The organism is Streptomyces sp. NPDC048751, from assembly GCF_043198595.1.
Lineage (GTDB): Bacteria > Actinomycetota > Actinomycetes > Streptomycetales > Streptomycetaceae > Streptomyces.
On sequence record NZ_JBICUX010000016.1, the window covers coordinates 192,870 to 206,952 of the forward strand.

The 14,083-nt window shown below is 72.5% G+C and carries 14 protein-coding genes; 5 read left to right on the plus strand and 9 right to left on the minus strand.

What is annotated here, in order from left to right:
- The first annotated feature begins 56 nt into the window (after window positions 1–56).
- Window positions 57–662, plus strand: coding sequence for a DNA polymerase ligase N-terminal domain-containing protein (locus ACGFNV_RS38665; RefSeq protein ID WP_393629260.1), 606 nt, complete (start codon window positions 57–59; stop codon window positions 660–662).
- Here the strand turns inward: ACGFNV_RS38665 and ACGFNV_RS38670 are convergent, their stop codons facing one another.
- From ACGFNV_RS38670 to ACGFNV_RS38705, 8 genes are all read right to left on the minus strand, one after another.
- On the minus strand, window positions 663–3,005 hold the full coding sequence (locus ACGFNV_RS38670) for a SpoIIE family protein phosphatase (protein WP_393629262.1): 2,343 nt from the start codon (window positions 3,003–3,005) through the stop codon (window positions 663–665).
- 359 nt (window positions 3,006–3,364) lie between these two features.
- Complete coding sequence (locus ACGFNV_RS38675; RefSeq protein WP_393629264.1) at window positions 3,365–3,832, minus strand: peroxiredoxin; 468 nt, start codon at window positions 3,830–3,832, stop codon at window positions 3,365–3,367.
- The gene (locus ACGFNV_RS38680) at window positions 3,829–4,209 is read right to left on the minus strand and encodes a DoxX family protein (RefSeq protein WP_393629266.1); all 381 of its coding nucleotides are present in this window, start codon (window positions 4,207–4,209) and stop codon (window positions 3,829–3,831) included. The genes ACGFNV_RS38675 and ACGFNV_RS38680 overlap by 4 nt, the downstream gene beginning before the upstream one ends.
- Window positions 4,210–4,493: 284 nt before the next feature.
- Complete coding sequence (locus tag ACGFNV_RS38685) at window positions 4,494–5,009, minus strand: MarR family winged helix-turn-helix transcriptional regulator (RefSeq protein ID WP_393629268.1); 516 nt, start codon at window positions 5,007–5,009, stop codon at window positions 4,494–4,496.
- Between the two features lie 34 nt (window positions 5,010–5,043).
- Window positions 5,044–6,240 (minus strand): NAD(P)/FAD-dependent oxidoreductase, encoded by a 1,197-nt coding sequence (locus tag ACGFNV_RS38690; RefSeq protein ID WP_393629270.1) that lies wholly within the window; start codon window positions 6,238–6,240, stop codon window positions 5,044–5,046.
- Complete coding sequence (locus tag ACGFNV_RS38695) at window positions 6,237–6,431, minus strand: ferredoxin (protein WP_133933271.1); 195 nt, start codon at window positions 6,429–6,431, stop codon at window positions 6,237–6,239. Before ACGFNV_RS38695 ends, ACGFNV_RS38690 begins: the two co-directional genes overlap by 4 nt.
- Window positions 6,432–6,487: 56 nt before the next feature.
- Complete coding sequence (locus ACGFNV_RS38700) at window positions 6,488–7,720, minus strand: cytochrome P450 (protein WP_393629272.1); 1,233 nt, start codon at window positions 7,718–7,720, stop codon at window positions 6,488–6,490.
- 301 nt (window positions 7,721–8,021) lie between these two features.
- On the minus strand, window positions 8,022–8,750 hold the full coding sequence (locus ACGFNV_RS38705) for a response regulator transcription factor (RefSeq protein ID WP_393629274.1): 729 nt from the start codon (window positions 8,748–8,750) through the stop codon (window positions 8,022–8,024).
- Window positions 8,751–8,931: 181 nt separating this feature from the next.
- Here ACGFNV_RS38705 and ACGFNV_RS38710 point away from each other — a divergent pair, with 181 nt between their 5' ends.
- Window positions 8,932–9,981 carry a zinc-binding dehydrogenase gene (locus ACGFNV_RS38710; RefSeq protein WP_393629276.1) on the plus strand — a complete coding sequence of 350 codons (1,050 nt, stop codon included), beginning with the start codon at window positions 8,932–8,934 and terminating at the stop codon, window positions 9,979–9,981.
- Window positions 9,982–9,993: 12 nt separating this feature from the next.
- Here ACGFNV_RS38710 and ACGFNV_RS38715 read toward each other — a convergent pair whose 3' ends face one another.
- Complete coding sequence (locus ACGFNV_RS38715; RefSeq protein ID WP_393629278.1) at window positions 9,994–10,644, minus strand: TetR/AcrR family transcriptional regulator; 651 nt, start codon at window positions 10,642–10,644, stop codon at window positions 9,994–9,996.
- 128 nt (window positions 10,645–10,772) lie between these two features.
- Between ACGFNV_RS38715 and ACGFNV_RS38720 the strand changes: the two genes are divergently transcribed.
- The 3 genes from ACGFNV_RS38720 (at window position 10,773) to ACGFNV_RS38730 (ending at window position 13,993) form a co-directional block, all read left to right on the plus strand.
- The gene (locus ACGFNV_RS38720; protein ID WP_393629279.1) at window positions 10,773–11,927 is read left to right on the plus strand and encodes a histidine kinase; all 1,155 of its coding nucleotides are present in this window, start codon (window positions 10,773–10,775) and stop codon (window positions 11,925–11,927) included.
- 166 nt (window positions 11,928–12,093) lie between these two features.
- Window positions 12,094–13,074 (plus strand): ATP-dependent DNA ligase, encoded by a 981-nt coding sequence (locus tag ACGFNV_RS38725; RefSeq protein ID WP_393629325.1) that lies wholly within the window; start codon window positions 12,094–12,096, stop codon window positions 13,072–13,074.
- A gap of 142 nt (window positions 13,075–13,216) precedes the next feature.
- Window positions 13,217–13,993, plus strand: coding sequence for an NPP1 family protein (locus ACGFNV_RS38730; protein ID WP_393629280.1), 777 nt, complete (start codon window positions 13,217–13,219; stop codon window positions 13,991–13,993).
- Window positions 13,994–14,083 lie beyond the last annotated feature (90 nt).

Genomic DNA, 14,083 nt, shown 5'->3' on the forward strand with positions numbered 1-14,083 from the left:
CCCCCTGCGCCGGGGTACCCGGGGCTGCCGGAGCGCCGCGCGGAGGGAGTGAGCACGTGGGTGAGCGGGAGCGGCTGCGGGAGTATCACGGCAAGCGTGACTTCACTCGGACGGCGGAGCCCGAGGGGCGGACGGCGCGGCCCGGAGAGGCTCCCCGGTTCGTCGTGCAGATCCATGACGCGAGCACGCTGCACTTCGACTTCCGGTTGCAGGTGGAGGACGTGCTGAAGTCGTGGTCGATCCCGAAGGGGCCGTCGCAGGACCCGAAGGACAAGCGGCTCGCCGTGCCCACGGAGGACCATCCGCTGGAGTACGAGGAGTTCGAGGGCGTCATCCCCCGGGGCGAGTACGGCGGTGGCACCGTGATCGTCTGGGACGTCGGGACCTACGAGCCGCTCAGCCACGACCGCGAGGGGCGGCCCGTCGACTTCGAGGAGTCCCTGCGGCGGGGACACGCGACGTTCCGCCTGCACGGGTCGAAGCTGCACGGCGAGTACGCGCTGACCCGGTTCCGCGGCGGTGACGACGGCGAGGAGGCGTGGCTGCTGGTCAAGGCCGGCCGCGGGGACCGGCCGGGGCAGGGGCACCGGACGCCCGACCCGCGCAGGGCGCGTTCGGCACGCACGGGGCGGACCCTCGGCCAGGTCGCCGCGGAGGAGTGATCACAGGGGCGGGGGCAGGGGCTGTTCGGCCCAGATCGTCTTGCCGTTGGTCGTCTGGCGGCTGCCCCAGCGCTGGGTGAGCTGGGCGACCAGGAGGAGACCGCGTCCGCCCTCGTCGTAGGCGTGGGCGCGGCGCAGGTGCGGGGAGGTGGAACTGCCGTCGGAGACCTCGCAGATGAGGGAGCGGTCCCGGATCAGGCGCAGCTGGATGGGCGGTTCGCCGTACCGGATGGCATTGGTGACGAGTTCGCTGACGACGAGTTCCGTGACGAAGGCGGCCTCGTCGAGGCCCCAGGCGGTCAGCTGGTCGGTGGCTGCCTGCCGGGTGGCGGCCACCCGTGCGGGGTCCGGGTCGACGTCCCAGGTGGCCACCTGGTCCGTGCCCAGCGCGCGGGTGCGGGCCAGGAGCAGGGCCACGTCGTCGCTGGGCTCCTCCGGCAGTACGGCCTTCAGGACCGTGTCGCAGAGGTCGTCGAGCGAGTCGGCGGGGCCGGCCAGGGTGCGGCACATCTCGGCGGTGGCGCGGTCCACGTCGCGGTCGCGGTCCTCGATCAGGCCGTCGGTGTAGAGGGCGACGACCGCGCCCTCGGGCAGTTCCAGTTCCGTCGCCTCGAAGGGCAGGCCGCCGACGCCGAGCGGGGGCCCGGGAGTCATCCGGATGAGCTGCGCGGTGCCGTCGGGCAGGACGACGGCCGGGGCCGGGTGGCCCGCCGCGGCGAGGGTGAGGCGGCGCGCGACGGGGTCGTAGACGGCGTAGAGGCAGGTGGCGCCGAGCTCCGCGACCTCCTCGGCGCCGTCGTAGGCGGCCAGATGGGTGACGAGGTCGTCCAGGTGGGTGAGGAGTTCGTCCGGCGGCAGGTCGACGTCGGCGAGGGTGCGGACGGCCATGCAGAGCCGGCCCATGGTGGCCGAGGACGGGATGCCGTGGCCGACGACGTCGCCGACGACGAGGGCGACACGGCTGCCGGAGAGCGGGATGACGTCGAACCAGTCGCCGCCGATGCCCGCGAGGGATCCGCTGGGCAGATAGCGGTGGGCGACCTCGACAGCGGCCTGTCCGGGCAGGCCGCGCGGCAGCAGGCTGTGCTGCAGGGCCAGCGCCGTGGTGCGCTCGCGGGCGAAGCGGCGGGCGTTGTCGATGCAGACGGCGGCCCGGCTGGCGAGTTCCTCGGCCAGGATGGCGTCGTCGGGGCCGTAGTCGTCCACGGCGCGGATGCGGATGGCGACGACGACGCCCAGGGTGGTGCCGCGGGCCCGCAGCGGCACGGCGAGCATCGAGTGGACGCCCCGGCGGTAGGGACGGCCCGCGGGGGCGCGGGTGTTGCGCTCGTCGACCCACCGCATGAAGTCGTGATCGCCCGCCTGGCTGAGCACCGCGCGGCCCGTGCGCAGGGCGCGGGCGGGCGGGGAGAAGGAGGGGTAGATGTCGGTCTCTCCCAGGTGCACGGCAGCCTCGGGGGTGCCCTCGGTGACGGAGCCGTGGGCGACGCGGCGCATGACGATCTCGCCGTCGGGGACCGGGGGTGGTTCGTCGGCGCCGAGGACCCATTCGAGCAGGTCGACACTGGCGAAGTCGGAGTACCGGGGCACCAGGATTTCGATCAGTTCCTCGGCGGTGCGTACGACGTCCAGGGTGGTGCCGATGGCTGCCGCCGCCTCGTTGAGCAGGGCGAGGCGCTGGCGGGCCCAGTACTGCTCGCTGCTGTCGAACGCGGCCAGGGCGACCCCGGCGACCTCGCCCTCGGTGTTCCGCACGGGCCACATCTCGGTGCTCCAGGCGTGCTCCCGGTTGAGGGCCGGCGCGCCGGTGAAGCTCTCGTAGCGGGCCGGCCTGCCCGTCTCGACGACCTGGCGCAGGTTGTTGTGGAAGCCGCGGCTGTGCACGGCGTCCTCCACGGTCTCCGGGAAGTGGCGGCCCAGCAGGGCCTCCTCCGAGACGCCCATCACCCGGCAGGCGGCGTCGTTGAGGCGGAGATAGCGCTGCTGGGTGTCGAAGACCGACATCGACATGGACGCCTGTTCGAATGCCTGTCCCGCGAGGGTGGCCTCCGGATCCCGGGGCCGCTCGGTGGTGACGGCGAAGCCGGTGGCCTCGCCGTCCGGGCCGAGCACCGGGCAGGCCGTCAGGATGACGGGCACGGGATGCCCGTCACGGTGGCGCAGCGTGACGAAGCCGGACCGTGCGGCGAATGTCTGCGTCGACATCTCCTCCGCGAGCAGGTCGGCCGCGGGGCGACCCACGGCCTCCTCGGCCGGGTAGCCCGTGAGCACCCGGGCACCTTCGCTCCACCCCGTCACCCTGCCGTGGGCATCGATGATCGCCGCAGCGGCGACATGCTCCATAGTGTCCAGAATGGTCCCGATGCGGCGGCGCATCAACCGCGACGGAGACCGGCCACGAACCAGGACAGGTCCTGGGTCGTGGCCGGTGAGTCCCGCCTGGCCCCGCGTCTGCGGCATGATCCGCCGGACAGCACACCTAGGGCCTGTCGTTTGGATCAGGCCGGCCGTAAGGCTCGGTGCCTTGCAGCCGACCCGAGCGGGGTCTGGTGCGTGCAGCTGCAAGGCGGAGGAGGGCGTCAACGCGATGGGGGTCCCTCCCGCGCGAGCGAAGCCGAGCGTGGGGGAGTTGGCAACCGACGACAACGCGGCAGATGTGCGTGCCAGCCCCCGCGACGCCGGGATGATCCAAACGACAGGCCCTAGGAGCGGTGGGCGCGCAGGGCGGCGAGGGCGCGGTCGGCGTGGGTGTTCATGCGCAGTTCGCTGCGGACGATCTCCAGGACGGTCCGGTCCGGGGCGATGACGAAGGTGACCCGTTTGGTGGGTGCCAGCGAGAAGCCGCGCTTCACGCCGAACAGCTCGCGGATCTTCCCGTCGGCGTCGGAGAGCAGTGGCATGCCGAGCGTGTGGCGTCCGGCGAACTCCTGCTGGCGGTCGACGGAGTCCCCGCTGATGCCGACGGGCCGTGCGCCGACGGCGGCGAACTCGGTGGCGAGGTCACGGAAGTGGCAGGCCTCGGCGGTGCAGCCGGGGGTGAGGGCGGCGGGGTAGAAGAAGAGGACCACCGGGCCCTCGGCCAGCAGTTCCGACAGGCTGCGCTCGGTTCCGGTCTCGTCCGGCAGCGAGAAGTCCTCGATCCGGTCGCCGATCTCCACACGTTCCGTCATGACCGGCCCTCCGCACTCTTCGCGACGCTGCGCGCCCACAGCACCAGCGGCAGCTGGAGGGGCAGCCGGCCGAACGCGGCGGCCTTCCGCGGCGCGGGGCGGCGGCGCTGGTCCACGGCGAACTTCACGTTCGCGGGGAACACGCCGACGAAGAACGCCGCCGTGGCCAGGCCCGCGACCCGCCGCGTCCGCGGCAGGGCCACCCCCGCCGCGAGCACCAGCTCGGCGATGCCACTGGCGTACGTCCAGGTCCGGGGCGAGCCGGGGAGCGCGCGCGGCACCGTGGCCTCGAACGGACGTGGGGTGGCGAAGTGAGCGACACCCGCGGTGGCCAACAGGCCCGCGAGCAGCAGCGATGAACGTTCGGACCGCGGCACGGTTCCTCCTCTGACGACCTGCCGCGCGATATTACGGGACAGTAGCGAGGGGCCGGCCACCGGGTCCGACACTCTCAAGTCACTTGCGGTGAATCGGAGATGGCGCGGCGCGCGTCGGACACGCCGCCCGCATCCGACGGACGGCGGGGCGGGCGGCACCCTGCGCAGCGGCGGCCCTGGCGCGGCTCGGCGCGGTTCGGCTGCTGGACGGCAGCGCCTGGCAGCTCTGCCCTGACGGTCCGGCCGGGGCTGTCGCGCCGGCTCGCCGGGTGGACGGGGTGGCGTCAGGCGCTTGGTGGCTGCTGCTCCGTCTCCTCGTCGACGGCGTACGTGAGGAAGTCGTCGACCATGCGGTGGAAGAGGGAGGCGAGTCGGCGCAGCTCCTCGGGGGACCAGTCGGCCAGTGCGAGCTGCATGCCGCGCGCCCCGGCGTCGCGGATGCGGTCGATGGCCTGGCGGCCGGTGTCGGTGAGCTGGATGCGCTGGGCGCGGCCGTCGTGGGGGTCGGGGACGCGGGTGGCGTAGCCGGATTTCTGGAGCTGCTGGACCGTCCGGGTGACGTGGGAGGCCTCCACGCCGAGCCGCACGGCCAGCTCGCCCGGCCGCAACGGCTCCGAGTCGGCGATCTGTCGCAGCAGCGCCACGGCGGCCCGGTCCAGCGGCACGCCGGCCAGGGCCATCAGGCGTTCGTGCTGGCGGGCCCGGGTGCTCAGGTAGGTGATCCGGCTGAGCGCGCGCTCGATCTCGATCACTTCCGGGGAGGCGGAGGCGGGGGCTGCGGGGAGCGGTTCGGTGGACATGAGGTTCACTTTACCATCTTGTTGCGTAACTCAATTAAGTTACTCCCCGCAGTCGCCGCACCTGCACCGGCGCCCGCACGGCCTCGTCCCAGACCGCTCCGGACGCGATCGACTGCCGCCACGCCCGGATCACCTTCGGCGGCATCCCCACCGCGAGCGCTCCGCTCACCCGCGCCCCGGTGCGGTACACGGCCACGAACCGGCGTTCCGCGAGGTCGCCCTCCACGACGGCGACCTCGTCGTGCCCGCGCAGGAAGCCGTACGCCTGCACCTTCATGTCGTACTGGTCCGACCAGAAGTACGGCACCGGCGCGAACGGCTTGCGCCGGTCCGGCCCGAGCAGGTTGCGCGCGGCGGCCATCCCCTGCTCCGCGGCGTTCGTGCGGTGTTCGATGCGCATCCGGACCCCGAACAGCGGGTTGTGCCAGCGAGCCACGTCACCGGCCGCGTACACACCCTCCGCCGCCTCCAGGTACGCGTCGCAGACGACGCCGTCACCCAGGGTCAGGCCGCTGTCCGCCAGCCATTCGGTGTTGGGCAGCGAGCCGACCGCCACGAGCACCTCGTCGGCCTCGACGACCTCGCCGCCGGCCAGCCGCACCGCACGGTCGGTCACCTCGGTCACGGTCACCCCGGTACGCAGCTCCACGCCCCGGTCGAGGTGGGCCCGCGACAGCATCCGGCCGACCTCTTCACCGACCGCGTGCGCGAGCGGCACCGGCGCCGGTTCGAGGAGCGTCACCCGGGCCCCGAGCCGCCAGGCCACCGCCGCGGCCTCCGCCCCGAGGAACCCGGCGCCGACCACGACCAGACGCCGCCCCGGGCCAAGCCGCTCCCGCAGGGCGAGCGCGTCGCGCAGGGTGCGCAGGACATGTCCGCCGCCGCCCGGCAGCCGCCGGGGCCTGACCCCGGTGGCCACGATGAGACCGTCGTACGGCACCCGCGCCCCGTCGGCCAGCCGTACGACCCGGTCGCCCGGGTCGAGGCCCGTCGCGGCGACGCCCAGGCGCAGGTCGAGACCGAGGGCGGCGAGGTCGTCGCCGGTGCGCAGCGCCAGCCGGTCGGCCTCCCACTCGGCGGCGAGGTACTGCTTCGACAGCGGCGGCCGGTCGTACGGGAGGTGCGGCTCGTCGCCGACGAGGGTGAGCGTGCCGTCGTAGCCCTCGCGGCGGAGTGTCTCGGCCGCGGCGAGCCCGGCGGCCGAGGCGCCGACGACGACCACACGGTTCACTTCTCGACCAGCCGGATCGCGGCGGCGGGGCAGACGGCGACCGCTTCCCGTACCTGGTCGAGGTGTTCGGCGGCGGGCCGCTCGTCCAGCAGGATGGCGATGCCGTCGTCGTCCTGGTCGAACACCTCCATGGCGGCGACCACACACTGCCCCGAGGCGACGCACTTGTCGGCTTCGAGTTCCACCTTCATGGGAATCCCCTTCTCACACGTGGCTTCTTTGTTGTTCCGGAGCGGGACGGGGACCGTCACCAGGTCACGGGCAGTTCGTGCACGCCGTAGATGAAGGCGTCGTTCTTGAACCGGACGTCCTCGAAGGCGCAGGCGAGTTCGAGGGTGGGAATGCGCCGGTAGAGGGTGCCGTAGACGACCTGGAGCTCCATACGGGCCAGCGGCTGGCCCAGGCACTGGTGGACGCCGAAGCCGAAGGCGACATGGCGGCGGGCGTCGCGGGTGAGGTCGAGCCGGTCGGGGTCGGGGAAGACGCCGGGGTCGCGGTTGGCGATCTCGTTGACCATGATGACGCCCTCGCCGGCCTTGACGACCTGGCCAGCGATCTCGATGTCCTCGGTGACCGCGCGGCGCCGTCCGAGGTGGGTGATGTGCAGGTAGCGCAACAGTTCCTCGACCGCGGAGGCGACGACCTTCGGGTCGTCGGTGTCGCGCAGCAGGGCGAACTGGTCGGGGTTGCGCAGGAGGGCGAGAGTGCCGAGCGCGATCATGTTCGCGGTGGTCTCGTGGCCCGCGATCAGCAGGAGCAGCGCCATCTCCGTCGCCTGCTGGTGGTCGATCTCGCCGGCGGTGATCCGCCCGGCGATGCCGGACAGCAGGTCGTCCTGGGGCTCGGCGAGCCGCTCACCGATGAGTCCGCCCAGGTAGGCGGCCACCTCCCGGCTCGCCGTGCCCCGCTGCTCGGGGGTGGCGTCCCGGTGGACCATGGTCTTGGTGTTGTGCTGGAAGAAGTCGTGGTCGGCGTAGGGCACGCCGAGCAGTTCGCAGATCACCAGCGAGGGGATCGGCAGGGCGAACGCCTCCACGAGGTCCACGGGCCGCGGGCCGGCCAGCAGGCCGTCGATCAGGTCGTCCGTGATCCGCTGCACGGCGGGCCGCAACGCCTCCACCCTCTTGATGGCGAACGGCGCCGTCACCATCCGGCGCAGCCGGGCGTGTTCGGGGTCGTCCATCATGATGAAGCTGAGCTTGCCCTCGCCGGCCCCGGGCGAGGCCTTGCTCGGGTAGCCCGGACGGTCGGTGTCCGCGCTGACCCTCGGGTCGCCCAGCAGCGCCCGCTGTTCGGCGTAGCGGGTCACCAGCCAGGGTTCGGTGCCGTCCCAGAGCCGCACCTTCGTCAACGGCCCCTGTTCTTGGAGCTCCTTGAGGGCGGGCGGTGGGTCGAACGGACAGCGGGCCGCCCGGGGCATCGGGAACTCGGGGACGGCGTCCGGCGCTTCGGGCGCGGGACCCGCCGCGGGCTGGGCCATGGTTCTCCTCGGTCGGTGGGGGGCTCCGGACGGGACCGGAGAGCCGGGGTGAAAGGTGAGGCCTCGATGAGCACATGCAAACAGAGGGGGCTGACGCCTTCCGGTCAGTTGCCTGACGACAACCTGACGTAACCCAGATCACATCCCGAGCCGAGGGGCGGATGTCCGCCAACTCCCCCTTCTCATTGGCACCTTGACCGCCCAGCGCCACACTCGCAACACGACGACGGGCGGCGCCGCACGATCGCGGCACCGCCCACGCCCCATGGAACGGACGTCTCCGACGTTTGCTCCTCGCCCCTCAGTCCGCCTTCTCGCCCTCCCCCAGCCAGTAGCCGAAGCCCCGCCGGGTGTGGATGAGCGCCGGCCCGTCCCGGTCCACCTTCCGCCGCATCCGGGAGACGAGCTGCTCGATGGCGTTGTCCCCTCGGAAGTCGCCCCAGACGTACCGGCTGATCTGTTCCTTGGACAGCACCCGGTGCGCGTTGACGAGGAGGTGGTGCAGCAACCGATACTCGGCGGGCGTGAGATGGAGCGCGCGCTCCCCGCGCCGGGCCTGGCAGCGGGTGTCGTCGAGGACCAGGTCCAGGTGACTCAGGGGGACCTCACGGGGGCCCGGTCCGGCTTCGCGCAGCAACACCTGCATCCTGGCCAGGACTTCGGCCATCCGGAAGGGCTTGGTGACGTAGTCCCTCTCCCCCGAGCCGAGTTCGGGGAGGATGCGGTCGAGGTTGTCGCAGGCGGTCAGCATGAGGACCGGCGGCCGACGGGCGACCCTCGGCCTGTCGCCGCCGCTCATCGCGTCGACGTCCGGCGACGTGACGTCGAAGACCACGAGATCGAACCGCTGCTCGGCGAGCCGCTCCAGGGCCTCGGCGACGGTGACGGTGACGCCGGTCCGGTAACCGGCGAGCTCCAGGGTGGTGGTGAGCAGATCGGCGACGTCCGGCTCCCCGGCGACGATCAGGACGTGCTGGCCGGCGCCTCGGGCGAGCTTCGCGGACGGCGTTGCCTGCGGTAACTGGGGCATGGGCCCAGCCTACCGCTCTGCTTGCCTGACTCAAGTAACCGCTTCAGTTGCTTGACTCAAGTAATCCGCATATGTTTGCCTAACTCAAGCAACGCCCGAACCGGGCGCCCGACCGGCGCCGGGCCCGAGGACACCCCCGCCCTTGGAGCACCCCGCTCACCACCAGTGAAAGGCACTCCCCATGACCAGCATGAAGTCCGTGCAGACCGCCGGTGTGGGCAAGGTCGAGGCGGTGGACGTCGAGCGTCCCATGCCCGGCCCCAAGGACGCGCTCGTACGGATCCGCGCCTGCGGCATCTGCGGCACCGATGTCACGTTCCTGCACATGGGCGGCGTGCCGGCCCGCGCCCACCTCGGCGGCGAGACGGTGCCGGTGGCGCTGGGCCACGAGCCGGCCGGTGAGGTCGTCGAGGTCGGCGCCGAGGTGGCCGGTCTGAAGGTCGGTGACCGGGTGGTGGTCAACCCGCAGGACGCGCCGACCGGCATCATCGGCTGTGGGGGCAGATTCGGCGGGATGAGCGAATACCTCCTGATCGAGAACGCCGAGATCGGCAGGAGTGTCGCCGTCTTCCCCGACACCGTGCCCTTCGACGTCGCCTCGCTCAACGAGCCGATGGCCGTCTCCCGGCACGCCGTCAACCGTTCCGGGGCGAAGCCGGGAGACAGGGTCGTCGTGTTCGGCGCCGGTCCGATCGGTCTGGGCGCCGCGATCTGGCTGAAGCTGCGCGGTGTGGAGCACGTGGTGGTGGCCGACGTCATCCCCGCCCGGCTGGAGAAGGCACTGGCCGTCGGCGCGGACGCCGTCATCGACTCGGCCGAGGAGGACGTGACCGCCCGCCTGACCGAGTTGCACGGACCGAGCGCCAACGCCCTCGGCCAGCCCCGGCCGGGCACCGACATCTACATCGACGCGGCCGGCGCGCCGGTCGTCTTCAACACCGTGGTCCAGTCGGCGAAGTGGGGCGCCAGGCTGGTCATGGTGGCGGTGCAGAAGAAGGGCTCCGACATCGACCTCGGCGGCATGCTGCGCAGCGAGCTGACCCTCATCGCCTCCCAGGGCTACCCGACCGAGATCTTCGAGGTGACCCCGGAGCTCGTGGAGCACCAGGAGCGGTTTGCAACGCTGATCAGCCACCGGGTCCCGTTCTCCGAGGTGGACCGCGCCTTCGAGCTGGCGCTCACCCCGGGTGCGGCGGAGAAGGTCGTCGTCACCCTTGACGACGGGCACTGAACCGCGCCTCGGCTACCGGGTGCGCGAGTGGGGCGCCAGCCACAGGCCGGCTATGGCGTCGATCAGGCCCGTGGCGGCGTCGTGCCAGGTGGCGCGGGGCGTGGGGGTCCCCTCGGCGAGGGCGCGCTCGCGTTCGGCGGCGGTGTGCAGGATCAGATGGCGCGCCATGTCGCCGCGTTCGGCGCGGACCTCGGCGGGCAGGTCGCTGAGACAGCGGTCCAGGCCGTCGACCACCAGCCGCATCGACGGCGACGTGAGGGACTCCTCGACCATGATCGGGTACAGGGCGGGGTCGGTCATCACCTGGGCGCAGAAGCGGGCGTACCAGGTGGGCGACCCCAGCGCCGCCAGGTGCTCGGTGACCGGGCGCACCAGGCACGACACCCAGTCGTGCAGGTCCGCGGAGTCGTCGAGGCCGGCCACCAGCCGGACGCGGCCCTCCTCGATGCGTGTGGCGTGCTTGCGCACGACCGCGCGGACCAGGTCGGTCTTGGTGCCGAAGTGGTAGCCGACGGCGGCGTTGTTGCCCTGCCCGGCCGCCTCGCTGACCTGGCGGTTGGAGACGGCGTACACACCGCGCTCGGCGAACAGCCGCTCGGCCGCGGTCAGGATCAGCTCCCTCGTCGCCCCGGCCTGCTCCGCCCGTACCGCCCTGCCCGCCATGATCACCACCGTACCGGGACTGCGCACCACCCCGGGGCGACCAGTCCCCAGACCGCCCGGGTCCACCGCCGACACCGCGGTTTCCGGAACGGAAGACTACCGACCACGTCGAGAGGAACGACGTCACCATGCGACCGACCCTGCGGCAGGCGGCCCGGGCCTCGGGCCGGCTCCTCGTCGCCGCGGCGATGGCCTTCGGGTCGTACCTCTTCATCACCGTCCTGCTGATCACCGCCGTCGGCACGGCCGCGGTGGTGGGCTGCTGGCTGCTGCCCGAGACCGTGCTGCTGGTGCGGCGGATCGCCGGGGCGAAGCGGCGGCTGACGGCGGCGTGGACGGGCCGTGATATTCCCGAGGCGTACCGGCCGATCACCGGCACCCTGCGCGAACGGCTGACCACGTCGGTCCGCGATCCCGGCACGCTCACCGACTTCCGGTGGCTGCTCGCGTACTACGCCTACGGCTGGCTGCCGGTGCTGATGCCGCCGCTCTGGCTGCTCGCCCCGGTGGTGGACGGGGTGTGGTGCGGGCTGCTGCGGCGCGAGGCGGTGATCCTGCCGCTGATCGTGCGGCTCGCCGACCTGGAGGCGTCCTGGTCGACCGCACTGCTCAGTCCGTCCCCGCAGGCGCTGCTGGCCGCACGGGTCGAGCGGCTCACCGCGACGCGGGCGGACGCGGTCGCCGCGCACGGAGCCGAGCTGCGCCGCATCGAACGCGACCTGCACGACGGCGCCCAGGCCCACCTGGTCGCGCTGTCCCTGCGGATCGGGCTGGCGCAACAGGCGTACGAGCGTGATCCGGACGCCGCCCGCAAGCTGCTGACGGACGCTCAGAGCCAGGCCGAGGAGGCCCTCACCGGGCTGCGGCACGTGGTGCGCGGGATCCACCCGCCGATCCTCACCGACCGCGGGCTCGTGGGCGCCGTACGGGCGCTCGCCGCGAGCAGCGGCCTCGAGGTCACGGTGGACGTCGACGGCCTGACCGACGACGGCCCCCGCGCCCCGGCCGCGGTGGAGGCGGCAGCGTACTTCGTCGTCGCCGAGTCGCTGACCAACGCCGCCAAGCACAGCGGCTCCGAGCGGGCCGCCGCCCGGCTCGCCCGTACCGGCAAAGGGTTGAGCGTGTGCGTACGGGACGAGGGCCGGGGCGGTGCCGACGAGGCCGCCGGCACCGGACTGCTCGGCATGCGGCGCCGGGTCGCGGCGCTCGACGGCACCGTCCGGGTCTCCAGCCCGAGGGGCGGCCCGACGGTCGTCACGGTGGAGCTGCCGTGCGTGTGGTGACCCTCGACGGGCCGGCGCAGGCGCGCAACTGAGCGTCACGGCCCATCAGTCGGGCGCGGTGCGGCCACCGTCGCGGGTGGGTCCCTGAGTCCGTTCAGGGGAAACCACCGTGCAGGGGGCGTGGCGGTGCCCGGGTGTGTCGACATGTTCACCCGTGACGTCACCCGTGCCGCTGCCCCTGATCGCGCCCATGCTCGCCACGCCCGGCACCCTGCCGCCCGCCGCGCAGGACGCCCGCTGGGCGTACGAGACCAAGCAGGACGGTCAGCGGGTGGTGGTCTATCTCGCCGGGGACGGGAGTGCCGGGCTGCGGGCCCGCTCCGGGGAGGACATCACCGCCGCCTACCCGGAACTCGCGGCACTGGGCGGCGCCCTCGGCGCGACACCCGCCGTGCTGGACGGTGAGATCCTCGCGCTCGACGCGGAGGGCCGCGCGAACTTCCAGTTGCTCCAGTCCCGGATGGGCCTGGCCCACGCCCCCGGTCGCGCCGCCCGCCAGGCCGCGAAGGTCCCGGTCCATCTCGTGCTGTTCGACGTGATGCACCTGGGGCGGGACTCCCTGCTGCCGTGGCCCTACGCGCGGCGGCGGGCGCGGCTGGAGGAGCTCGGCCTGGCGGGACCGTTCTGGTCGACGCCGGCGGCGATCGTCGGCCATGGCCGACAGGCCCTGGCGGCCACCCTGGAGCACGGGATGGAGGGCCTGGTCTGCAAGCGGCTCGACTCGGTGTACGAACCGGGGGTGCGCTCCCGCGCCTGGATCAAGATCCGCAACATGCGCAGCGAGGACGTGATCGTCGGAGGGTGGCTGCCCGGCAAGGGGCGGCTGTCGGGTCTGCCCGGCGCCCTGCTGGTCGGCCAGCGGGCGGCGGGACGCCTGCGCTACGTGGGCGGAGTGGGGACCGGCTGGAGCGAGCCCGAACGGGCCCTGCTCGCCGAGCTGTTGGCGGCCGCCGCGAGCGAGGTGTGCCCCTTCGACCCGGTGCCGAGGGTGCCGGGCGCGCGCTGGGTGGTGCCCCGGCTGGTCGGCGAGGTCCGCTACAGCACCCGTACCCGGGCCGGGATGCTGCGTCAGCCGTCGTGGCTGCGGCTGCGCCCGGACCTGACACCCGAGGAGGCGGCTGCCGACATTCCGGACGATGCCGTCTGAAGCACCGTCATGATCCAAGTATTGGCTCGCGCTTCACTGTGGATACGCCTGCGACCTCTTGGCGCGGAAGGGAAAAGCGAGGAAGCTGAACCTCCTTTTCCCCCACAGCCGTTGGGCTGCGCCCGGATCAGAGGAGGACGCAGTGTCGTCACCGACCTTCAAGGCACACCGCAGGAGATGGGTCACCGGACTGGCCGGTGCCGCAGCCCTCGTCGTCGCCTTCCCCACCGTCGCCTTCGCCGCCCCGCCGAAGGCGCTGCCCGGCAACGCCGACAGCCAGGAGAAGACGTACCAGCCCGCCTTCGACTACGACACGGACGGCTGCTACCCGACCCCCGCGATAGGCCCCGACGGCACCGTCAACGGCGGCCTGAAGCCGACCGGTTCGCTCAGCGGCGACTGCCGTGACGCCTCGGACCTCGACAACACCAACGGCTACTCGCGCTACAAGTGCAACAACGGCTGGTGCGCCTTCATGTACGGCCTGTACTTCGAGAAGGACCAGGCCGTCGCGGGCAGCAGCATCGGCGGGCACCGCAACGACTGGGAGCACGTCGTGGTGTTCGTGCAGGACAACCAGGTCAAGTACGTGTCGACGTCGAACCACGGCTCGTACACCGTGCACGCGGCCTCCGAGGTCCGCTTCGACGGTACTCATCCGAAGATCGTCTATCACAAGGACGGCATCAGGACGCACTGCTTCCGGCTGGCCGGCTCGAACGACGAGCCGCCGGAGAACCACAAGGGCACCTGGCAGTACCCGCCCCTGGTCGGCTGGAACGGCTACCCGGCGGGCGTGCGCGACAAGTTGACCGCCTACGACTTCGGCAGCGCCAACTTCGCCCTCAAGGACGCCAACTTCGCCTCCGACCTCGCCAAGGCGAAGCCCTCCGGCATCGCGTTCGACCCCAACTCCTGAGCCCCGCACCGGGATCGGGCCGGGGACCTACGACCCGAGCCGCCCCTCGGGTTCCGCCCCGGGCCCGATCCCGGCCGTCCGTGCCACGGC

Bases quoted from the DNA above. Each gene is read 5' to 3' on its own strand.
- ACGFNV_RS38720 (WP_393629279.1), top strand. From the start codon at position 10,773: ATGCGACCGACCCTGCGGCAGGCGGCCCGGGCCTCGGGCCGGCTCCTC.
- ACGFNV_RS38670 (WP_393629262.1), bottom strand. From the start codon at position 3,005: ATGGAGCATGTCGCCGCTGCGGCGATCATCGATGCCCACGGCAGGGTG.
- ACGFNV_RS38715 (WP_393629278.1), bottom strand. From the start codon at position 10,644: ATGGCGGGCAGGGCGGTACGGGCGGAGCAGGCCGGGGCGACGAGGGAG.
- ACGFNV_RS38710 (WP_393629276.1), top strand. From the start codon at position 8,932: ATGACCAGCATGAAGTCCGTGCAGACCGCCGGTGTGGGCAAGGTCGAG.
- ACGFNV_RS38700 (WP_393629272.1), bottom strand. From the start codon at position 7,720: ATGGCCCAGCCCGCGGCGGGTCCCGCGCCCGAAGCGCCGGACGCCGTC.
- ACGFNV_RS38675 (WP_393629264.1), bottom strand. From the start codon at position 3,832: ATGACGGAACGTGTGGAGATCGGCGACCGGATCGAGGACTTCTCGCTG.
- ACGFNV_RS38695 (WP_133933271.1), bottom strand. From the start codon at position 6,431: ATGAAGGTGGAACTCGAAGCCGACAAGTGCGTCGCCTCGGGGCAGTGT.
- ACGFNV_RS38685 (WP_393629268.1), bottom strand. From the start codon at position 5,009: ATGTCCACCGAACCGCTCCCCGCAGCCCCCGCCTCCGCCTCCCCGGAA.
- ACGFNV_RS38705 (WP_393629274.1), bottom strand. From the start codon at position 8,750: ATGCCCCAGTTACCGCAGGCAACGCCGTCCGCGAAGCTCGCCCGAGGC.